Raw genomic sequence first — 21,349 nt, forward strand, 5'->3', positions numbered from 1 at the left:
TTTTTTCCTGCCTATTTCTTCTTATCTTCTTAAGTTCTTACATCTTGCGGAAACGTTCATAACGGTCTTCTGCCAGTTCTTCTTTTGTTTTTTTATCCATTCTCTGAAGAAATTCTCGCATCTTCGTTTTCATATTCTCAGAAATTTCTTCTAAGTTTTCTTCACATGCCGGATACGGTTCTTCAATCACCTGTTCAATAATTCCAAGTGCTTTTAAATCCTTTGCCGTAATTTTCATAATTTCCGCAGCTTCTTTTGCTTTTTTGCTGTCTTTCCATAAGATAGAGGCAAATCCTTCCGGCGATAAAATCGAATAAGTGGCATTTTCCAGCATCCAGACTTCATTTCCAACACCGATGGCAAGTGCACCACCACTTCCGCCTTCTCCGATTACAATACTTAAAACCGGAACTTTTAAATCCGACATTTCCATTAAGTTTCTGGCAATCGCTTCTCCCTGTCCGCGTTCTTCTGCTTCAATTCCACAAAATGCTCCGGGAGTATCAATAAAATTGATAATCGGACGATTAAATTTTTCTGCCTGTTTCATCAGTCGAAGTGCTTTTCGATACCCTTCCGGAGACGGCATCCCAAAATTTCTCGTAATATTATCTTTTGTATTACGACCCTTTTGTACTCCAATAACCGTAACCGGTTGTCCGTCCAATAATGCAAGTCCACCAATCATTGCCCCATCATCTCGAAAGGCACGGTCTCCATGCAGTTCCATAAAGGTATCAAATATCTTTCCAATATAATCCAAACTGGTTGGTCTTTTAGAATCACGAGCTATTTCTACCCGCTCCCATGCAGTCATTTCTTTTTTTCTGGTTCTTCGCTTCTTTGTTTCGATTTTCTGTTTCTGTTCACCCTGAAAACAAATTTTATTAAACTGACTATAACTTGCATTTCGCTCATGCAGTTTTACAAGACCGGACAAGGTTCTTCGTAAATCATTTCGTTTTACAATTCCATCAATAATTCCATGTTCTACTAAAAATTCAGAACGCTGGAATCCTTCCGGAAGTTTTTGTCCAATTGTCTGTGCAATCACTCTTGGACCGGCAAATCCAATCAGTGCTCCAGGCTCTGCCAGAATAATATCTCCAAGCATTGCAAAACTTGCGGTCACTCCTCCTGTTGTCGGGTCTGTCAGAACCGGAATGTAGAGCAGTCCTGCTTTGCTGTGTGCTTTAATTACCGCAGAGGTTTTCGCCATCTGCATTAAAGAAACCATTCCCTCCTGCATCCTTGCTCCGCCCGAACAGCAGAATAAAATAACCGGAAGCTTTTCTTTTGTCGCACATTCAAATGCTCTGGTAATTTTCTCTCCTACCACATATCCCATGCTTCCCATTAAAAAACGGGCATCACAGACTCCAAGCACGACTCTTGTCTTATCAATCTGGGCTTCTCCGATTTTGATTGCTTCTTCTAAGTGAGTCTTTTCCTGCACTTCGGCAATTTTCTCTTCATAATTCGGATAATTCAAAAAGTTCTTTGTCTTAATATCCGTACTCCACTCTTTAAAACTTCCCTTATCTGCAATCATGCGGATTCTCGTCTTTGCCTTCATTCTAAAATATCCCTGACATTTTGGGCAGACATAACTGTTTTTTACTACATCTTCTTTATAAAGCAGTTCTCCGCATTTTGGACATTTTACCCACAGACCTTCTGGTACAGACGGACCAAACTGGGCTTCATTTATTTCTTCTGTTTTGGCTGATTCATTTGTCGATTTTTTAAATAAATCCTTCAATCTGGACATTTCGCCTGCTCCTTACTACTCATAATGTTCTTCAATAAAATGTGTGGTTACGTTTCCTTCTAAAAAATCTTTCTGATTTAAAATATCATACTGAAAATCCAGATTTGTCTGAACCCCTTCAATGACGACTTCCCCAAGCGTACTTCGCATCTTTGCGATTGCAGACTCCCTGTCTTTGTCATATACGATCACTTTCATAATCATTGAATCATAATTGGGCGGAATCTGATAACCACTGTAAACTGCGGTATCAATTCTTACTCCGTTTCCTCCCGGAAGATACAGATTTTCAATCTTTCCCGGACACGGCATGAAATTTTTCTTCGGATTTTCTGCATTGATTCGACATTCAATTGCATGACCCTTAACCTGAATTTCCTCCTGCTTAACAGAAATCGGAAGTCCTGCCGAAATACGAATCTGTTCTTTAATCAAATCCACGCCTGAGACAAACTCTGTCACCGGATGTTCCACCTGAATTCGGGTATTCATTTCCATAAAGAAAAATTCTCCGGTTTCTGAAAGTAAAAATTCAATCGTTCCGGCACTTTCATATCCGACTGCCTTTGCCGCACGAACTGCAGTTTCACCCATTTTTTTTCTGATTTCTTTAGTAATTGCACAACATGGAGATTCTTCTATCATCTTCTGATGACGTCTCTGAATCGAACAGTCACGTTCTCCAAGCTGAACGGCTGTTCCGAATTTATCTCCTAAAATCTGTACTTCTACATGACGAGGACGTCCCACATAGCGTTCCAGATACATTGTATCATCTGCAAAGGAATTAATGGATTCTCTTTGTGCAGTATTAAAATTTTCTTCAAAATCTGCCTCACTTTCAGAAACTCTCATTCCTTTTCCTCCACCACCGGAGGATGCTTTAATCATAATCGGAAATCCGATTTTTTTTGCTTCTTCTAAAGCTTCTTTTGCAGTATAAACCGGCTCTTTTGTGCCTGGAACGACTGGTACTCCGGCTTCCTGCATGGTCTTTCTCGCCTGCGATTTATTTCCCATTTTGTCAATTACATCTGCAGACGGACCGATAAATACCACATTGCATTTTTCACACATTCGGACAAATTTACTGTTCTCAGAGAGAAAGCCAAATCCCGGATGAATCGCTTCTGCCTTTGTTGCCACCGTCGCACTTAAAATTCGTTCCATATTTAAATAACTTTCCGAAGCCGGAGCCGGTCCAATACAGACTGCTTCATCTGCAAGCTGGGCATGAAGCGCATCTTTGTCTGCTTCCGAATAAACCGCAACCGTCTTAATTCCCATTTCACGACACGCTCTGATAATACGGACCGCAATTTCTCCGCGATTTGCAATTAATATTTTATGAAACATTTTTCCACACTCCTATCCGATTGCAAATGTCAGTTCTGCTGAGACTGTAATCTTGCCCTCCTGATTTTTGGCAACCGCTTTTCCTACTCCAATCGGTCCTTTTTCTTTTATAATTTCAAGCTCTAACGTTAACACATCACCCGGAACGACTTTTGTCTTAAATTTCGCATTGTTAATTGCACCAAAATAAGCAGTTTTTCCTTTATTTTCCGGCTTGCTTAAAATTGCAACAGCACCGACCTGCGCAAGTGCCTCAATCTGTAAAACGCCTGGCATCACTGGCTCCTGTGGAAAATGTCCTGCAAAATATGGCTCGTTGTAGCTGACACATTTTCTTCCGACTGCACGTACACCCGGCTCTAATTCTTCAATCGTGTCAATTAATAAAAATGGCTGTCTATGAGGAATAATCTCCATAATTTCTTTTGTTGTAAGCTTCATCTGATTTCTCCTAACCAATGACAAATAATGGCTGTCCATATTCTACAACCTGTTCATTTTCAATCTGAATTTCTTTTACGACTCCGTCAAATTCGGACTCGATTTCATTCATAAGTTTCATCGCTTCTACAATACCAAGTACCTGACCTTTTTTTACGGTATCTCCTACTTTTACAAATGGGGCAGAATCCGGTGAAGAGGCACTGTAAAATGTTCCAACTAATGGAGATTTCACAACATTTCCCTCTGCTTTTTTGATTTCTTTTTGTTCTGCCGGTTTAATCTCATCCATCGCAACACTTTGAATTTCTTTTGGTACGCTTTCCTGCTTCTGAACTACTACTTTGGACTGTTTATCTGTTTTCATGGAAAGCTTAAATCCGTCTTCTTCTATCTGGAACTGCGTCAGATTAGAATCACTGACGGTCTTGATTAATTCAATCATTTTTTCAAATTCCATTTTAAGCTACCTCCTAGTCATTCCATTTCTTAAGCAACAGACTGGCATTATGTCCACCAAACCCCAGAGAATTTGTCAGTGCATACGGAATTTCCATTCCTACTCCGCTTCCCGCTACATAATCCAAGTCACATTCTTCATCTTTTACCTGATATCCTGCTGTTGTATGTACATAATTGTTTTCCATCTGTTTTACACAGGCAATCACTTCCACTGCTCCCGCTGCTCCTAAAAGATGTCCAATCATGGATTTTGTAGAATTGATTTTCATCTTATAGGCATGTTCCCCAAACAATTTTTTAATTGCTCTTGTCTCAAATAAGTCATTGTGATGGGTACTTGTTCCATGTGCGTTGATATAAGTAACCTCTTCCGGCTGAATTTTTGCTTCCTTGATGGCATTTGCCATTGCATTTGCAGCACCTTCTCCATCTTCTGCCGGAGAAGTGATATGATAGGCATCGCTGGTTGCTCCATATCCCACGACTTCTGCTAAAATCTTTGCACCACGTTTTTTCGCATGTTCCAATTCTTCCAATACGACAATTCCAGCGCCCTCTCCCATTACAAATCCATCCCGCTCTTTATCAAACGGAATCGAACAACGGTCTGGATTTGTGGATTTTGAAAGTGCAGTCAATGCAGCAAATCCGCCAATTCCAATCGGACTGATTGCGGCTTCTGTTCCACCTGCTACCATGACATCTGCATCACCAAACTGAATACTGCGATAAGCTTCACCGATACAGTTTGTTCCTGTTGCACAGGCAGTTACGACATTTAAGCTCTTTCCTTTTAATCCAAACTGAATCGATACATTTCCCGCTGCCATGTTGGAAATCATCATTGGTACTAATAAAGGATTGATTCTGTTTGGTCCTTTTTCTAATAATCTGGTGTGTTCACGCTCCATTGCCTGAAGGCTTCCGATTCCTGAACCAACCGAACAGCCCACACGGTAAGCATCTTCTTTCTCCATGTCAAGACCTGCCTCTTCGATGGCTTCTTTTGTGGCTGCGACCGCATACTGGCAGAACAGTTCCATTCTCTTTGCTGCCTTTGCATCCATAAATTCTTTTCCGACAAATCCTTTTACTTCACCGGCAAGATGTGCTTTATATTCAGAGGCATCAAAACGGGTAATTTCTCCAAATCCATGTCTGCCTTCTTTTAATCCGTTCCAGAACTCTTCTACATTTAATCCAAGCGGAGTGATTGCTCCCATTCCTGTTATTACTACTCGTCTCATAACGTCCTCCTACATGCTCATTCCGCCATCGACACTGATGACCTGACCTGTGATATAATCTGCTTCTTCTGATGCTAAAAATGCAACTGCATTTGCAATTTCTTCTGGTTTTCCAAATCTTCCAAGCGGAATCTGTTTACAGGAAGTTTCTTTCACAGCCTCCGGTAACACCTCTGTCATATCCGTTTCCACAAATCCCGGTGCAACCGCATTGACGGTAATTCCACGGCTTGCAAGTTCTCTTGCCATTGTTTTCGTCAGACCAATCACACCAGCCTTGCTTGCTGCATAATTTGCCTGTCCCGCATTTCCAAGGATTCCGGACACTGAAGAAATATTGATGATTTTTCCGCCTTTTTGTTTTAACATCCATCTCGTTGTGTGACGAATTGTATTAAATGTTCCTTTTAAATTTGTCTCAATGACAGCATCAAAATCTTCTTCTTTCATTTTCATAATCAGTCCATCTCTTGTAATTCCGGCATTATTTACCAAAATATCAAGATGTCCATACTGTGCAATCACATCTTTTATCATTTTTTCGCAGGCTTCAAAATCACTGACACTGCACTGATATGCAGATGCAGTTCCTCCATTTTCCAAAATGGTTTTTACGACTTCTTCGGCTCTTTCTTTCGAGCCGTTATAATTTACCACTACCACTGCACCCTGCCCTGCAAGTTTTAAGGCAACTGCTCTTCCGATTCCTCTTCCTGCGCCGGTTACTAATGCGATTTTTCCTTCTAACATGATTCTGCCTTTCTTAATTTCAAATTTCAAATCCGTTTATTGTCAAGCGGATATTCGCAATCCGCTTTCGCTACTTGCTTGATTTGGTTAAATCATTTCAAACAATTTACTACCGTTTCAAACTCTTCTTTATTCTGAATATTCATAACGGTCACATTCCGGTTAATTTTTCTCATAAATCCACTTAAGGTTTTTCCAGGTCCGATTTCCACAAAGGTATCTACCCCATCTTCAATCATCGCTTCTACACACTGCTGCCATTTTACAGAAGAGGAAACCTGTTTAACAAGCAGTGGTCTGACTTCTTCTGCCTTGGTCACATATTGTGCTGTCACATTTGTCACATAAGGAATTTCCGGTTTCTTTACCTCTATTGCATCCAATACTTCTCCAAGTGCTTCTCCAGCCTGCTCAAGCATTGCAGAATGAAATGGACCAGATACCTTTAAAGGAACAATCCTTCTTGCTCCAGCTTCTTTTAATGCCTCGGATGCTCTTTCTACAGCCTCTTTTTCTCCGGTAATGACAATCTGCCCCGGGCAGTTATAATTGGCAATCGATACAATTCCTTCCGTCTTTTCACAGATTTCTTCAATCAAATCGGCACCTGTTCCCATTACTGCTGCCATTGCACCGCCACTCGGAACTGCCTCCTGCATTAAAATTCCTCTTTTTCTGACCAGTAAAAAAGCATCTTTTTCTAAAAGAGTTCCTGCACAGACACAGGCAGCGTATTCACCCAGACTTAAGCCGGCAGTCACATCTGCTTTCACTCCCTGTGCTTCCAATGCCTTTAAAATGGCAACTTCCACACTAAGCATTGCAATCTGTGTATATTCTGTAATATTTAACTCTTCGTTTTCTTCAAATAACAGTGCCGGCATATTAAGACCAGTAACTTCTCCTGCTAAATCAATCATTTCCCTGCACACAGGAATTTCTTCGTAAAAATCTTTTCCCATGCCGGTATATTGTGCTCCCTGTCCCGGAAAAATAAAAGCTGTCTTGCTCATATAAAACTCCTTTGAAACTAGAATATTTTGTATTTCAAACTATTTACCTAAAAAGAATCTGCCGCAAGAGTTATTTCTTACCATTGCGGCAGATTCCAGTCTTTCTTATTCTTCTACGCCTTTATTTTTTAAATAGTCAATAACAGCACCAACTGTTGTTAATTCCTGAAGTTCTTCTGCCGGAATTTCTACAGAATATTCATCTTCTAAAGCCATAACTAATTCAAATAAATCTAAGGAATCCGCTCCTAAGTCATCTTTAAAAGAAGTATCTACGTTGATTTCTCCTTCGTCACAATTCAACTGTTCTGCAATAATTTCTCTCATTTTTTCTAACATAATCTTTAATCTCCTTATAAAATATATCTCATTTTTTATTTTTTTCAATTAGGCTCAAAATTACTTTGATGCTCAAAGTATATCTTCTTTGCCACTATTTGTCAACAGTTTTTTCTCACATCTTAAATGCATAGCGCATTAAATCCCAAAAGTCAGTCTGCATATCACTTTCCTGGTTTTTAACTTTTCTCACTAAAACCGGATTATCCGTGATAATATTATCCACGCCCACATCCAGCATCCGCTTAATATCTCCACGATAATTCACCGTCCAGGCATGTACTTCTTTACCAAGAGAATGTGCTTCCCTCACAAACGCCTCATCCACATAAGTATATTTCACACTGAAAAAGTCTGCTGCTTCTATCCGTGAAATGGTTCCATAAGTCATCGTCATGATATATCCGGTACGGATGTCAGGATTTGCCTTTTTCACTTGCTTCAAAAACGAATAATTCATCGAAGTAACCACACAATGATCCTCGAAATGGTTCTGTTCTATTATACGCACAACTTTCTTTACAATTCCTTTATTTTGCCCATTGTATTTAATTTCAATATTCAAATCCAGTTTTCCCCTGCAGAATTTCAATACTTCATCTAATGTTGGAATCTTTTCCCCACGAAATTTTTTATTAAAACTTGAACCTGCATCAAGCTGTGCAATCTCTGCATAAGTCATTTCCCATACATTCTTCTTTACACCCGCCGTTCGTTTTAGAGAATTATCATGCAGGAGAACCAATTCCCCATCGGCTGTTTCCTGCACGTCAATCTCTGCGTAATCTGCTCCACATTTTATAGTATAATCCAGAGAACTAATTGTATTTTCCGGTGCCATAAGAGCCCCTCCCCTGTGTGCAGTGACTCCGGTTGTACTCATCAGACTGTTTACGGCACTGCTATGGTCAGAAGCCAGTACAACCAGATAAGAACCTTCCATGACGAGTAAAATCGCAGTAAAGATGGCCGCTGCTCTTCTTTGACCGATTTTCTGATACCATAATTTCTGTCTGAAAATAGCAGCAATTCCCGCTTCACTTTTTTTCTGGATATGGTAACGCGCATAAATAAAATAAACAAAGGCAAGGCTCAGCATCAGCTGGAGTGCTCCTGCAAAGATACCGATTCCCATACGAATCCAGTCATTATAGACAAGCACTGCGCTTACAACTGCTGACTTTGGTTTGCTTAAAATTGCATAACCGGAAGCTGTGGCATTTGCCAGAAAATAAACACCCATGATAACTGCAAGCATCACGATATGGAGTGCCACAAAACCTAAAATAATTCGCTTCCAGTGCCATTTTAAAAGAATCCATCCTGATTTTAATCCTCTGCTGCTTTTTCTTTCCTCCAGCAAACAATAGGGAAGCGAAAATACCGCCAGAAAAGAAATCACCAAAATAACTCCAACCGCCAGATATAAAATCCAGTGTGGCTTCACCCATTTATAGATCTGCATCACACTGTACTGAAGCACTCCAAAATAAGAGATTTCCATAATTAAAAAATAGACCGACAAAAACGGAGCTGCCATCAAAATACATATAATCCAGGAGCTCTGACTGTGTTTTAAAAAATGTAACGTCCGTCGGATTCCTTCAATCAACATATCACTGGTATAGATTTTTCGTTTTTGATAGGAATGGGAAAAACAGGATAAAACCGCTGAAATTTCTATTAAAAAGAAAAATAAAATCAGCAATAAAATTCCAAAAAGAAAAATCAGGGAAGTTGGATTTTGTAAAAATTTGTGGAAATTTTCTGCTGTCAGATAACTGAAATTGCGCTTTTTTAAAGAGTAATTAACTGCTGTTGAAGTCAAATTTGTAATAATTAAAAAAGTAGCAACCCGATATCCTGCTTCAAACAAAAGCAGACTTATCATATTATATTTTATCATCTTCCACATACTTTTAATTCTTAGTATCATCTTTTTTTCCTGTTCTTTGCTTTTTTAACTTATTGTTTTTATTTTACCAAATCTACCACCTTACATACAAGACCTATCTTTGGGTTTTTTCATTTTAGACTTTTTTCATGAAAAGTTTACTTGTTCGAATTTATGAATTATGTTAAGATACCCACAGACATATAAGCTTATACAGAGAACAAAAATCATATAGATAGATGGAAAGCAGGGGAAACTATGGCAGAAGATAAGGATTATTTAGAACAGGAAGAAGAAAACAAAGAAGATTATGAAAATGTCTGCTTTATCTGCAGACGTCCGGAAAGCAAAGCCGGAAAAATGATCGATATTCCGGGCGGAATTCACGTCTGCATGGACTGTATGCAGAAGAGTTTTAATTCTATGAACAATATGCCGATGGATTACAGTGAATTAATGAAAAACATGCCCAACATCAGCATGGTTGATTTAAATTCATTACAAAATGAAATTCCAAAAAAACAGAGAATTAAAAAGAAAAAAGCTCAGCCTGAAAAAGAAGCAAATGAAAAAATCGCCAAAAAGGTATTTGATATCCGCAGTATACCGGCACCTCATAAAATCAAAGAAAGCCTGGATTCTTATGTAATTGGACAGGAATATGCAAAAAAAGTAATGTCTGTGGCCGTTTACAATCATTATAAACGAGTATTTGCAGACAATGCCGATGAAATTGAAATCGAAAAATCCAATATGCTTATGATTGGACCAACCGGAAGTGGAAAAACCTATCTGGTCAAGACACTGGCAAGACTGCTTGATGTACCGCTTGCAATCACAGATGCTACTTCTCTTACCGAAGCCGGCTATATCGGGGATGACATCGAAAGCGTTGTAAGCAAACTGCTTGCAGCCGCTGATAATGACGTAGAAAAGGCAGAACACGGAATTATTTTTATCGATGAAATTGATAAAATCGCCAAAAAGAAAAATACCAATCAAAGAGATGTCAGCGGGGAAGCTGTACAGCAGGGAATGTTAAAACTTTTAGAAGGCAGCGAGGTTGAAGTTCCGGTAGGTGCCAACAGCAAAAATGCAATGGTTCCACTTGCAACTGTAGATACCAAAAATATTTTATTTATCTGTGGCGGAGCATTTCCCGACCTTGAATCCATCATTAAAGAACGTTTAAATAAACAGGCTTCTATTGGATTCATGGCAGACTTAAAAGATAAATATGACAATGACAGCAAGCTTTTAAATAAAGTAACTGTTGATGACTTAAAGAAATTTGGTATGATTCCGGAATTTTTAGGACGTCTTCCGATTATCTTTACACTGGACGGTCTATCTGAAGAAATGCTTGTTCAGATTTTAAAAGAACCAAAAAATGCAATTTTAAAACAATATCAGAAATTACTGGCACTGGATGAAGTAAAACTTGAATTTGAAGAAGGAGCACTTCATGCGATTGCAAAAATGGCATTGGAAAAACATACCGGAGCCCGTGCGCTTCGTGCAATCTTAGAAGAATACATGCTGGATATCATGTATGAAATCCCAAAAGATGATAATATCGGAGAAGTTATCCTTACAAAAGAATATATTGAACACTCTGGCGGACCAAGAATTATTCCAAGAGGTCAGACCGTATTACAGCTTGAAACAAAAGAGTTATAAAGCTTAAGTCGAATGAGAAGAATCCTAATGCAGGATTCTTCTCTTATTTTATAAAAAGTGTTCGCTTGTCGATTTTTGTCAAATTATACGAATTTTATCGTATAATGTCGTTTTTTTTGGAAGATATCGACAATTTTCTTGACAAAGCTAGTAAAGTTCGATATAGTAATTTTAGAGTCTTTTCTTATGAGGTCGGTCCCGTTCGGGAGAAGTTTTCCCTTGATAAAAAAAGATATTCTAACTGCATCTCTTCCGCTGCTCTTGTGGATATTACAGGATTTTACCGGGACCGTTCTGGAAAAGGTAGAATCCATTTTTTCATTTTTAAAAATTAAAAAATTTTATAAATTCTATAACCAACATAAAATTATTAAAGAAAGAAAAACACTCATGATAGAAAAACAAATCAAAGATTTTAGTATTGAACAAATTGCAAAATCCGGGCAATGTTTCCGTATTCATAAAGAAAAAGATGGCAGTTTCTCTAATGTTGCATTTGGAAAGCATCTGCGAATCATCCAAAAAAATGAGCAGGTACTCTTTGACTGTTCTGAAACTGAGTTTAAAGAAATCTGGGAATCTTATTTTGATTTGAAAACAGATTATCACAAAATAAAAGCCTCTGTAGACAAAAACGATAGTTACCTTACCAAAGCTGTGAATTATGGATGGGGCATGCGAATTTTAAATCAGGATTTATGGGAAATCATCATTACATTTCTAATTTCGCAAAATAATAATATTCCGAGAATCCGAAAAAGCGTAGCGGCTCTCTGTGAAAAATTCGGAGAGAAAAAAATAACCCCAGAAGACAAAATTTATTACACTTTTCCTGAAAGTGAAACTCTTGCCTCTGCCAAAATGGAAGGACTTGCCGGTCTTGGACTTGGATACCGTGACAAATATATTTATAAAATGGCCTGTTCCGTAGCAGACGGCTCTTTTTCCCTTGAAACATTAAAAAAACAGGATACTGCGACTGCTCATAAAATGCTGACAGACCAATATGGCATCGGAAATAAAGTGGCAGCCTGCATTGCTTTATTTGCTCTGCATCACGTAGATGCTTTTCCGATTGATACACACGTAAAAAAAATTTTAGCTGAACATTATCCGGATGGATTTCCTTATGAGAAATATAATGGATATGCCGGAATTTTACAACAGTACATGTTCTTTTATGACTTGTAAATCAAAATCTAATAAAATGTAATTTTCCATTTGATACTTACCTATACTATTCTATGCAATAAAAAAATGAGTCCAGCACTTTTTACTGGACTCAAAAAAGCTATTTACGATTTGCAGGTTCAATTGCAATATGATTTCCTTTGATTGTTGCACTCTTCATTGCTTTTAAGACTTCTGAGGCATATTCTCTTGGTACTTCAACAAAGGTATATTTATCAAACATATCGATTGTTCCGATTAATTTTCCAGGCATTCCGCTCTCACCGGCGATTGCGCCTAAAATATCACCTGGACGAATTTTCTGCTTTTTACCAATATTGATAAACAGACGAACCATTCCCGGTTCTTCTGCACCGGTATCTCCAAAATCTGTTATTTCTTCCTCTTCGGTTTCTTCTTTTACCATTCCCATATACATTTTAAGCAGGGCCGCTGCCATATCCATTGTCGTATACTCAGACGCATTGACACGTTCTTCGATGGCATCTAACATAAGAGAAAGATTTTCACGCTCAATTACTGAATCTGCCTTTGCAAGGATATGTTCCATCTTAGTGTTTGCAACATCATTGATAGACGGCACTTTCTGTGCATAAATCTTTGTCTTGCAGTATCTCTGAATTTCTTTTAATTTATACATTTCTTTTCCGCTGACAAAAGAAAATGCATGTCCGCCTCTTCCGGCACGTCCGGTACGACCGATACGATGTACATAATATTCTTCATCCTGTGGCAAATCATAGTTGAAAACAGCTTCGACATCATCGACATCAATTCCTCGTGCAGCAACGTCTGTTGCAACAAGAATCTCTGTTTTTCCGGTACGGAAACTCTGCATCACGCGGTCACGCTGAGACTGTTTTAAATCTCCGTGTAATCCGGCTGCAAAATATCCTCTTCCGATTAAAGCTGTTACCAGATTATCTACCTGTTTTTTCGTATTACAAAATACAACAGAAAGATTTGGAGAATAAATATCTAATAAGCGGGATAACACTTCTTCTTTATTTTTTGGTTTTACTTCATAATAAAACTGTTCGATATTCGGAACGGTCAGCTCTTTTTTGGTTACTTTAATTAACTCTGCATGATTCTGGTATTTCTTTGTGATTTCCAAAATTGGTTTTGGCATTGTTGCAGAAAATAAAACAGTCTGACGTTCTTCTGGAACACCACTTAAAATAGTTTCAATATCATCACGAAATCCCATGTTTAACATTTCATCTGCTTCATCAAGCACAACTGTATGAATATGGTCCATCTTTACAGTCTTTCTGCGCATGTGATCCATCACACGACCCGGAGTTCCGATAACAAGCTGAGTTCCGTTCTTTAAAGAACGAATCTGTTTCACAATATCCTGTCCCCCGTAAATTGGAAGAATCTTGATTCCGTGCATATATTTCGCAAGATTACGAATTTCATCTGCAACCTGTATTGCAAGCTCTCTTGTCGGACAAAGTACAATTGCCTGAAGCTTTTTATTTTTCGGGTCTATCTTCTGAAGAAGTGGAATACCAAATGCAGCGGTTTTTCCAGTTCCGGTCTGTGCCTGTCCGATAATATCTTTTCCGCTGATAATAGCCGGAATTGCTTTTGTCTGAATTGGAGAAGCTTCCTCAAATCCCATAAAACGGACTGCTCTTTCAATTTCAGGACATAAGCCGAGTTCTTCAAATGTAATGGTTTCCATATATAAATTTCCTTTCTATTAGTAGGCATCTGTGAATCAATAGAAATAACAATAAAAACAATCTCAAGACTTTTTCACCTGCTTTTCTATGAATTGACAGAAAAATAGATGCCACAGTAAGCGCTCGTAATGCTTATTGTGGCATCTCACAAAACTTAGTCAGCGAAAACTATGATAACAGAATCATAATCAATTGTCAAATTATTTTACGTTTGACTTAATTCCCATTCTTTGTCGTAGATTCGCAAAAGGCCTGGCAAGGTGCATCAAAACTTGGATTAAATGCATAAAAATTCCTCGAATCCAATTCTTCCTGTACTGAACGAAGTGCTTCACCAAAACGCTGGAAATGCACAATTTCTCTTGCACGCAGGAAACGAATCGGCTCTGCTACTTCAGAATCTTTTACGACACGCAGGATATTATCATAAGTACTCCTTGCTTTTTGTTCTGCTGCCAAATCTTCAAATAAATCCGTAATCGGATCGCCCTTTGACTGAAACTCACAGGCATTAAATGGAATACCTCCTGCTGCCTGAGGCCAGATTCCCACGGTATGGTCAATATAATATGGTCCAAGCCCCGACTGTTCAATCTCTTCCATAGAAAGGTTTCTGGTCAGCTGATGCACGATTGTAGAAACAATCTCAAGGTGTGCAAGTTCCTCCGTACCGATATCGTTTAACGTTCCCATTGCAATACGGTTTGGCATGGTAAAACGCTGAGAAAGATAACGCATGGATGCTCCGATTTCACCGTCCGGGCCACCGTATTGGCTCATGATAAATAACGCCAGTTTCGCATTTGGCGTTTTAATATTAACCGGAAACTGAAGCCGTTTTTCATAATTCCACATAACAAATACTTTCCTTTCTGCTCTTTTTCTTTATTCCAATTTGATTATTCCCATGGCCAGGGCTGCATCACCCAGTCCCATGAACAACTCTGTCTGTCATCGGTCGTATCAATTGTAAGTGGTCCGTATTTCATAGCATATTCTTTTAACGCACGTTTGCGCATTTTTACGTGCTCTTCCATAAATGCCAATGCCTTTTTATCTTCCGGATGCGTATCTAAATACAAATTCATATCATTGATTGCAAAACTAACTTCATTGATATATTGAAACAGGGCAGTTTGTTCACGACACTGATTCATCTGCAACGACCTCTCTTTCCACAAAATGGTTTACAAAGCTCCGGAAAAACAGTTCCACAAGACAGACTCTTCTGAAGAGAAAATATTCCAGAGAATTTCTGCATCGGAACATAAGCCATTGTAAGAGGCAGATGGTCTGCATGTTTATAAATAGCAGTGTCATCAAAACAGTCCCCACTAAACGGACGGTTTTGCATAGAACGATTCTCTGACATCCTGTTTGAACGGCAGGTATAATGATTTTGCATACAATATCTTTCCATAATAATAATCCCTAAAAATAAAAGATACAGTATTATATTATGATATCAAGGGTCAGAAAGTTCAAATGACTTTCATGCTTGCATGGTAAGGCATTTGACTTTTCTTGGAACTTATCAAAAAAATACCGCAGGAACAAACAACATTCCTACGGTATTCTGATATCTCTTTTTACTATTTATTATTTTTTTCATTTTGCTGCTGATTAGAAGAAGAATTTGTGCTCGGCGCATCTTTCTTTGCTCCTAAAGTCACACTGATTTTCTGAGCGTTATATTCTCCATCCTGTGCACGGTAAACTTCTAATTCTACGGTTTCTCCGGCTTCATAGTATTCCAGTCTGTCTACCAAATCTTTGTATGCATCAATCGCAGTACCATCAATCTTAGTAATGACATCACCTTTTTTGATTCCTGCTTCTTCTGCCGGTCCACCTTCTACTACAGTATCTACATAAACTCCCTGAGGGATTCCATACATCTGGTTGACATCACTGGTTACATTTTCACAGGTAATTCCAATATATGCTGCTTTATCTTCATCTTCTACTTTGTAACGGGTTTCCTGATTCATCATCTCATCAAGGATTGGTTCTGCCTTTGAAATCGGAATCGCAAATCCCATTCCTTCCACTTCATCAGAAGCAATCTTTGCAGAGTTAATACCAATCAGTTCACCTTTCATATTCAAAAGTGCACCACCACTGTTTCCAGGGTTAATTGCTGCATCAGTCTGAATAAAAGTTCCATCTGTATCATCTGAACTTACCTGACGGTTTAATGCACTGACATAACCACTTGTCACAGATTGACCATATCCAAGTGCATTTCCAATTGCAACAACCTGTTCACCCATCTGAAGGGAATCAGAATCTCCAATTGTTGCCACTTTAATCTCACTTAATACATCTTCCGGAATATCCTCCAATTTTACTGAAATAACAGCAAGATCATTATCTGCATCCGTACCTTTAATCTGTGCAGATACCGCACCGCTTTGAACATCATCCAAACTGCTGTCCTGACCATCCTGATTTGTGCTGCCGCTTTCACCTTCGGCACTGGTCTTTTCCACGTCACCATTTCCGGTTACTGCACTTCCGTCCTGATTTGTGAAGCACACGGTAAGAGAATTTGTTCCGCTGACTACATGATTATTTGTTGCAATCAAAAGCTCGGTATCATTTTGTCCTACAATAATTCCAGAACCACTGCTCTGAGTTTCCTGCTGTTGTCCATATCCAAAGTACTGATAAATCTGTGGAATCTCCTGAACGCTGACTCCTACAATCGATACAATTGACGGCATTGCATTTTGGGCAACCTGACTTACGCTTGAAGTTCCCTCAGTGCTTCCTGATACACTTTCTTCTGAATCAGATGATTTATTTTGACTGATTGTCTGTGTAGACTGTACCTGAACAGATTTTTTTCCCTGTGGATTTAATTTACTTCCCACATAATTTGTCCCCTGAAAAACTGCACTTGCAACCAGACCAAACACAACCGCTGTCGCAACGACTGTGCCAAATTTTCTGCCTTGTCCGTTTAACTTCTTTCCGGATCTGTTTGGCTTCTTTGATTCCGGAGCAGTAAACTGATAAGCATTATAACTTTGCTGCTGTTTCTGTTCCTGCTGTGCTTCCTGATACCACTCTTCTTTTGTGGCCTCCCGCTGTTCATGCGGCTGGTATGCTCTTGCATAAACCGGATTTTCCGGTGTTGGCGCATTTCCCGGTTCTTGTGTCACTGCACTTTCATTTGTTGTTTCTTCCGGCTTAGACGCATTATCTTCAAAAACAGTCTCTGTTTCTTCCTGCGTATTTACATTATCTGTCTCTGTTTCTTTATTTTCATCAAATTCATTCTTGAATTCTTCACTCATAGTAATTACTCCCTTTTTTCTTTATGAGCACAGTTTAACAGGGAATTGTGTCCAAAATGTGATAAAAATCATAGATTTTAAAAAATTATTTTACTTTCTCCAATAGGATGGATTCATTGTACACGCTAAAATTACTTTCTTAGGCAGGCGTTTATAGATTTTTCCGGTACGGTATCCTAAAAATTTAAATCCACTCTTTATCACCAGGTCAACAACCAGCCATGGTTTATGAATTTTACACAAATAACGGGCTGTATTTTTTACCAGACAAATTCCCTCTTTCTCAGACTTCACGGTTCCAAAAATTTCAGGATGGTCTGCCTGTGAGACTGCCAAATCAAAATTTCTTTTAAACTGTTCCACATTTCCATAATTGTGAGAATGAAACACTCTTGCATCCGCCTGATATGCTACCAGATAGCCTTTTAGTACAATTTTCCCGGCATAAATCATATCTTCATTAAAAATTGTATGCGTAATAAATCCGCCCATCTCCATATATAAGTCTTTTCGATAGGCTGCACAGACATTAGAACAAAAAAATGTCTTAATTCCCAACTCATCCAAATCTGCTTTTCCTTTTAATCTGCTTTTATCCGAATAATTAAATGCTCTGGTATAACGCTCAATCAAGGCACATTCCGGATTTGGAAGCTGACGTCCATAAGCTGCTCCGACTTTGGTATTTCGAAATGCCTTTACCAGATTTTCGATTACAAATTCATCGACCGGCACTGCATCTTGTGTAAAGAGCACCATAATATCACCGGTACTTAATTTCACTGCTTCTGCTCTGGTCTTTCCATGGTCAAACTCTGATTTTTTAATATGATACACTTTCAAATTTGGATTTACAAACTCCCAATCCATGTTCCAATATTTTTTTTCTGTATTCATTACAATAATCTCTTTTACCGGATAACTCTGCTTCTGAATTTTTTTCAGCAGACGCTCAAATTTTATTCCTGGTCTGTATGCCGGTATAATCACAGATACTTCCGGCTTCTTTCCATTTTCAAATAAATCTCTCATCTTGTTTTATTCCTCTTATCTTTTATTTTTATTGTCAACTGATCTATCAAACATTGAGTTTCAGCAGACTCTATCCTTACACTGGATATAAGAAAAATTTTATGCACATTTTCCAGCCTAGAAAAGGGGATGTCGTTAAACGACATCCCCTTTGAGAATCTGCAAAATCAGATTCTTTTTTATTCTTCCTCTTCACTATAGGTATTATCATCACTGTAGCTGTTGTCACTATCATCACTTTCTTCAGAATTATAACTGCCGGACTCATCACCATCACTGTTATCCTCGTTATAACTATTATAATAGCCATTATTATTGCCATATCCACTATAGTCGTCACTGTTATCTTCATAATCATAATCGCTGTCATCATAATCATTATGATTTGAATTGCCATTACTATAATTATCCGAACTTGAAGAATCCTGACTGTAAGCTGACATATCATCTGCTGAAGTCTCACTGCTTGCATCGGACTGTGTATCTATCTCTTCTTCGCTGTCAGAATTTTTCTCATCATCCAATGCAGATTCTCTGTCTGAGATATACTGTTTTAATTCATCCGAAACATAATCATTTCCAAATCCGGTATGAGCTGCAATATAGTCACTTCTCTTCAAAACAGTCTCAGAAGGGCTGTAATCCTCCTGGTCAAATAAAAATGCATGTAATTGTTTGACGTTTGCTTCAAGGGTCGTTGGAACAACACAATCAATTCCGATTGCATCTTTTACATCTTCTCCCATGATATTACTCTTCGGGAAGCCCTGCGTATCTCCTAACTGATAAGAAAGGATTCCCATTCCAAGCTGAATCAATTCTGTTTTGGTAAAGTTTGTCTTAATCATTGGAAATACTTCATCCATAATATCATTTAAGGTAGAAAGACTTGCTTTTTTTGCTTTTTCCACCATCAGAGAAATAATATATCTCTGGCGTTCGGTACGTTTCATATCCCATCCACTGGTATAACGGATTCGACAGTACGAAGTCGCCTGTACACCGTTTAAATGATAGGTTCCTAAAATTTTTGATTCATCTTCCGGTTTTGGATCCGGTTTTTCAATCGGCTCATAGCTTGCTCCGGTTTTTTCAGAAGTCTCTACACAATAGTTGTTCATATGTTCAATTTCTTCATAAGACAGATCCACATCCAATCCGCCAAGTAAATCAATAACTTTCACCAACGCATTAAAGTCAACTGCCACATAATTTTTAATATTTAAATCCATGTTTGTATTCAACATAGACATTGCCTGAACCGGTCCACCGATTGCGTAAGCAGCATTCGCTTTGTCATATTTATCTTTATCCTGTCCAATATTTAAGTAAGTATCACGATAAATAGAAACCAGTTTTACTTCTTTTGTATCATTGTTGATACTTGCTACAATTGTCGTATCACTGTTGGAACTATCCAGATTTTCTTCTCGGGAATCCACTCCAAACAACGCAATATTTGTATAGCCTTTCATGACTTTACTGCCTACTACCTGTTCATTGACTTTGACATCTGCACTGCCTGCACTGTCTGAAATATCAATTTTGCCAAGTTTATTTGTAATATTCGCATATACAAAAAGCACACCGACTAAAACCAGTAGTACAACCAGTTCAATTCCAAATATCAATCGTCTTCTTTTGCGTTTTACAGTATTTCTGCTTCTCTTTGCCATCTTATTTCCCCTTATTGTATTTAGTATGCATTTTTATTGATAAATCCTTTAAAAAATGTGAGTATCAAAATCTTGATATCCAGACCTAACGTCCAGTTTTCAATATAATATAAATCATACTCAATTCTTTTGCGAATCGAAGTATTTCCACGATATCCATTGACCTGTGCCCATCCGGTCAATCCCGGACGCACCTGATGCTTAATCATATAACGCGGAATTTCTTCCCGAAATTTATCCACAAAAAATGGACGTTCCGGACGCGGACCTACAAGGCTCATCTCACCTTTTAACACATTAAAAAGCTGAGGGAGCTCATCAATGCTTGTCTTTCTCATAAACCGACCGAAATTTGTAACCCTCGGGTCATTTTTTACGGTCCATGCTTTTTTCTCTTCTTCCGGAGGCTGCACTTCCATGGAACGAAATTTATACATCAGAAAATTATGGTTATGAAGTCCGACTCTTTCCTGTTTATAAATCAAAGGTCCCGGAGAAGTTAGTTTTATCATAATCACCGAAAACAGCATGACTGGTGAAAATAATATAATTGCAACACACGCTCCTACAATATCCATTACCCGTTTTGTAAATGCATTAAATGTATTGGTAAGAGGTACATAACGAATATTAATAACCGGAAGACCTAAAATATCTTCGGTATAAGGTTTTGTCGGTATAATTCGATTGTAATCTGGTATAAATTTTGTATGCACTCCGGATTTCTCACACAACGCAACAATCTGTTCTAATCGAAAATATTCGCTCAATCCCAGTGTAATCGCAATCTCATCCAAATGATTCTGCGGGAGAATCACCATCAGATTATCAATTCGTCCAAGCACTTTAATTCCACGATACATATACCCTGCCTGTACATTATCATCTAAAATTCCACGAATCGTATATCCCCACTGAGGATTTGCAAGAATCCGGTCAATATATTCTTCACACGCTCTGCTGTATCCCACCAGTAAAATATGTTTCTGATTATAACCTTTTGCGCGCATCTTGCGAAGTACAACCCGAATCAACATTCGAGTCAACTCTTCTGACACGACATTAATTGCATAAAAAATAACAATTACATGACGGGAAAAGTCAATCTGCTTAATTAGATACAACCCTGTAATCAACAGAAACAATCCTAATGTATTTGCCTTAAATATATTTGAAAATTCAAGTCTTCTTCCTTGTACTCGTTTTGGCGTATACAAACTAAATGCATAATACAACATAAGATAAGCTGGTACAATAAATAACAGCGCACTCATATAGATATGAAATGGAAGCCGTCCGCCCTCATCTCTTAAAATCGGCAGATGAAACTTTAAAAGCCATGCCAAAAAATAAGAAATAATAATCACAAAAGCATCAATCACCACATGCAGCCGGTTAAAATGCTTCTGATTTTCCTTTATCAAGGTCTAACCACCTTCTATTCTTTTATTTCTAATTCATTAAATTTTTTGCTAATTCATTAAATTTCTAAATTATAATA

General features: G+C 38.3%; 19 protein-coding genes. 2 read left to right on the top strand and 17 right to left on the bottom strand.

Annotated elements, in window-relative coordinates:
* Positions 1-37 precede the first annotated feature (37 nt).
* The 9 genes from ACYQ2D_RS04505 to ACYQ2D_RS04545 form a co-directional block, all read right to left on the bottom strand.
* A complete protein-coding gene (locus ACYQ2D_RS04505) occupies positions 38-1,771 on the bottom strand; it encodes an acetyl-CoA carboxylase carboxyltransferase subunit alpha (protein ID WP_459784751.1) in 1,734 nt (577 codons plus the stop codon).
* Positions 1,772-1,786: 15 nt separating this feature from the next.
* The gene (locus ACYQ2D_RS04510; protein WP_022304454.1) at positions 1,787-3,127 is read right to left on the bottom strand and encodes an acetyl-CoA carboxylase biotin carboxylase subunit; all 1,341 of its coding nucleotides are present in this window, start codon (positions 3,125-3,127) and stop codon (positions 1,787-1,789) included.
* Positions 3,128-3,139: 12 nt separating this feature from the next.
* Positions 3,140-3,568, bottom strand: coding sequence for a 3-hydroxyacyl-ACP dehydratase FabZ (gene fabZ, locus ACYQ2D_RS04515; RefSeq protein WP_022304455.1), 429 nt, complete (start codon positions 3,566-3,568; stop codon positions 3,140-3,142).
* Between the two features lie 10 nt (positions 3,569-3,578).
* Positions 3,579-4,028 carry an acetyl-CoA carboxylase biotin carboxyl carrier protein gene (gene accB / locus ACYQ2D_RS04520; protein ID WP_118700941.1) on the bottom strand — a complete coding sequence of 150 codons (450 nt, stop codon included), beginning with the start codon at positions 4,026-4,028 and terminating at the stop codon, positions 3,579-3,581.
* Positions 4,029-4,041: 13 nt separating this feature from the next.
* On the bottom strand, positions 4,042-5,277 hold the full coding sequence (fabF, locus tag ACYQ2D_RS04525; protein WP_022304457.1) for a beta-ketoacyl-ACP synthase II: 1,236 nt from the start codon (positions 5,275-5,277) through the stop codon (positions 4,042-4,044).
* 9 nt (positions 5,278-5,286) lie between these two features.
* Positions 5,287-6,027 carry a 3-oxoacyl-[acyl-carrier-protein] reductase gene (fabG, locus tag ACYQ2D_RS04530; RefSeq protein WP_117457501.1) on the bottom strand — a complete coding sequence of 247 codons (741 nt, stop codon included), beginning with the start codon at positions 6,025-6,027 and terminating at the stop codon, positions 5,287-5,289.
* A 92-nt stretch (positions 6,028-6,119) separates the two neighbouring features.
* Positions 6,120-7,040 carry an ACP S-malonyltransferase gene (fabD, locus tag ACYQ2D_RS04535; protein WP_459784752.1) on the bottom strand — a complete coding sequence of 307 codons (921 nt, stop codon included), beginning with the start codon at positions 7,038-7,040 and terminating at the stop codon, positions 6,120-6,122.
* 105 nt (positions 7,041-7,145) lie between these two features.
* Complete coding sequence (acpP, locus tag ACYQ2D_RS04540; protein WP_022304460.1) at positions 7,146-7,379, bottom strand: acyl carrier protein; 234 nt, start codon at positions 7,377-7,379, stop codon at positions 7,146-7,148.
* A 115-nt stretch (positions 7,380-7,494) separates the two neighbouring features.
* Complete coding sequence (locus ACYQ2D_RS04545) at positions 7,495-9,315, bottom strand: glycerophosphodiester phosphodiesterase (RefSeq protein ID WP_118700942.1); 1,821 nt, start codon at positions 9,313-9,315, stop codon at positions 7,495-7,497.
* A 216-nt stretch (positions 9,316-9,531) separates the two neighbouring features.
* Here ACYQ2D_RS04545 and clpX point away from each other — a divergent pair, with 216 nt between their 5' ends.
* Positions 9,532-10,953 (top strand): ATP-dependent Clp protease ATP-binding subunit ClpX, encoded by a 1,422-nt coding sequence (clpX, locus tag ACYQ2D_RS04550; RefSeq protein ID WP_459784754.1) that lies wholly within the window; start codon positions 9,532-9,534, stop codon positions 10,951-10,953.
* A 390-nt stretch (positions 10,954-11,343) separates the two neighbouring features.
* On the top strand, positions 11,344-12,144 hold the full coding sequence (locus tag ACYQ2D_RS04555; protein ID WP_459784755.1) for a DNA-3-methyladenine glycosylase family protein: 801 nt from the start codon (positions 11,344-11,346) through the stop codon (positions 12,142-12,144).
* A 100-nt stretch (positions 12,145-12,244) separates the two neighbouring features.
* Here the strand turns inward: ACYQ2D_RS04555 and ACYQ2D_RS04560 are convergent, their stop codons facing one another.
* From ACYQ2D_RS04560 to ACYQ2D_RS04595, 8 genes are all read right to left on the bottom strand, one after another.
* The gene (locus ACYQ2D_RS04560; protein WP_459784756.1) at positions 12,245-13,837 is read right to left on the bottom strand and encodes a DEAD/DEAH box helicase; all 1,593 of its coding nucleotides are present in this window, start codon (positions 13,835-13,837) and stop codon (positions 12,245-12,247) included.
* A 217-nt stretch (positions 13,838-14,054) separates the two neighbouring features.
* Positions 14,055-14,693: a manganese catalase family protein gene (locus tag ACYQ2D_RS04565; protein WP_117457497.1), complete on the bottom strand. Its 639-nt coding sequence runs from the start codon at positions 14,691-14,693 to the stop codon at positions 14,055-14,057.
* Between the two features lie 44 nt (positions 14,694-14,737).
* Positions 14,738-14,995, bottom strand: coding sequence for a spore coat protein CotJB (locus tag ACYQ2D_RS04570; protein ID WP_117457496.1), 258 nt, complete (start codon positions 14,993-14,995; stop codon positions 14,738-14,740).
* Entirely contained in the window at positions 14,992-15,258 is a 267-nt protein-coding gene (locus tag ACYQ2D_RS04575) for a spore coat associated protein CotJA (RefSeq protein WP_117457495.1), read from the bottom strand. Before ACYQ2D_RS04575 ends, ACYQ2D_RS04570 begins: the two co-directional genes overlap by 4 nt.
* A 172-nt stretch (positions 15,259-15,430) precedes the next feature.
* On the bottom strand, positions 15,431-17,140 hold the full coding sequence (locus ACYQ2D_RS04580; RefSeq protein WP_459784758.1) for a S1C family serine protease: 1,710 nt from the start codon (positions 17,138-17,140) through the stop codon (positions 15,431-15,433).
* A 90-nt stretch (positions 17,141-17,230) separates the two neighbouring features.
* Positions 17,231-18,172 carry a glycosyltransferase family 2 protein gene (locus ACYQ2D_RS04585; protein ID WP_459784759.1) on the bottom strand — a complete coding sequence of 314 codons (942 nt, stop codon included), beginning with the start codon at positions 18,170-18,172 and terminating at the stop codon, positions 17,231-17,233.
* 179 nt (positions 18,173-18,351) lie between these two features.
* Complete coding sequence (locus ACYQ2D_RS04590) at positions 18,352-19,848, bottom strand: LCP family protein (RefSeq protein ID WP_117457492.1); 1,497 nt, start codon at positions 19,846-19,848, stop codon at positions 18,352-18,354.
* Positions 19,849-19,868: 20 nt separating this feature from the next.
* Positions 19,869-21,272: an undecaprenyl-phosphate glucose phosphotransferase gene (locus ACYQ2D_RS04595; RefSeq protein WP_117457491.1), complete on the bottom strand. Its 1,404-nt coding sequence runs from the start codon at positions 21,270-21,272 to the stop codon at positions 19,869-19,871.
* Positions 21,273-21,349: the final 77 nt, after the last annotated feature.

It is taken from the genome of Blautia stercoris (assembly GCF_054657695.1).

Excerpts from the sequence above, each read along its gene's own strand:
- ACYQ2D_RS04545 (WP_118700942.1), bottom strand. The coding sequence starts at position 9,315 with ATGATACTAAGAATTAAAAGTATGTGGAAGATGATAAAATATAATATG.
- ACYQ2D_RS04590 (WP_117457492.1), bottom strand. The coding sequence starts at position 19,848 with ATGGCAAAGAGAAGCAGAAATACTGTAAAACGCAAAAGAAGACGATTG.
- accB (WP_118700941.1), bottom strand. The coding sequence starts at position 4,028 with ATGGAATTTGAAAAAATGATTGAATTAATCAAGACCGTCAGTGATTCT.
- fabD (WP_459784752.1), bottom strand. The coding sequence starts at position 7,040 with ATGAGCAAGACAGCTTTTATTTTTCCGGGACAGGGAGCACAATATACC.
- fabF (WP_022304457.1), bottom strand. The coding sequence starts at position 5,277 with ATGAGACGAGTAGTAATAACAGGAATGGGAGCAATCACTCCGCTTGGA.
- ACYQ2D_RS04560 (WP_459784756.1), bottom strand. The coding sequence starts at position 13,837 with ATGGAAACCATTACATTTGAAGAACTCGGCTTATGTCCTGAAATTGAA.
- ACYQ2D_RS04575 (WP_117457495.1), bottom strand. The coding sequence starts at position 15,258 with ATGGAAAGATATTGTATGCAAAATCATTATACCTGCCGTTCAAACAGG.
- fabG (WP_117457501.1), bottom strand. The coding sequence starts at position 6,027 with ATGTTAGAAGGAAAAATCGCATTAGTAACCGGCGCAGGAAGAGGAATC.
- ACYQ2D_RS04505 (WP_459784751.1), bottom strand. The coding sequence starts at position 1,771 with ATGTCCAGATTGAAGGATTTATTTAAAAAATCGACAAATGAATCAGCC.
- ACYQ2D_RS04555 (WP_459784755.1), top strand. The coding sequence starts at position 11,344 with ATGATAGAAAAACAAATCAAAGATTTTAGTATTGAACAAATTGCAAAA.
- ACYQ2D_RS04510 (WP_022304454.1), bottom strand. The coding sequence starts at position 3,127 with ATGTTTCATAAAATATTAATTGCAAATCGCGGAGAAATTGCGGTCCGT.
- acpP (WP_022304460.1), bottom strand. The coding sequence starts at position 7,379 with ATGTTAGAAAAAATGAGAGAAATTATTGCAGAACAGTTGAATTGTGAC.
- fabZ (WP_022304455.1), bottom strand. The coding sequence starts at position 3,568 with ATGAAGCTTACAACAAAAGAAATTATGGAGATTATTCCTCATAGACAG.
- ACYQ2D_RS04570 (WP_117457496.1), bottom strand. The coding sequence starts at position 14,995 with ATGAATCAGTGTCGTGAACAAACTGCCCTGTTTCAATATATCAATGAA.
- ACYQ2D_RS04585 (WP_459784759.1), bottom strand. The coding sequence starts at position 18,172 with ATGAGAGATTTATTTGAAAATGGAAAGAAGCCGGAAGTATCTGTGATT.
- clpX (WP_459784754.1), top strand. The coding sequence starts at position 9,532 with ATGGCAGAAGATAAGGATTATTTAGAACAGGAAGAAGAAAACAAAGAA.
- ACYQ2D_RS04565 (WP_117457497.1), bottom strand. The coding sequence starts at position 14,693 with ATGTGGAATTATGAAAAACGGCTTCAGTTTCCGGTTAATATTAAAACG.
- ACYQ2D_RS04580 (WP_459784758.1), bottom strand. The coding sequence starts at position 17,140 with ATGAGTGAAGAATTCAAGAATGAATTTGATGAAAATAAAGAAACAGAG.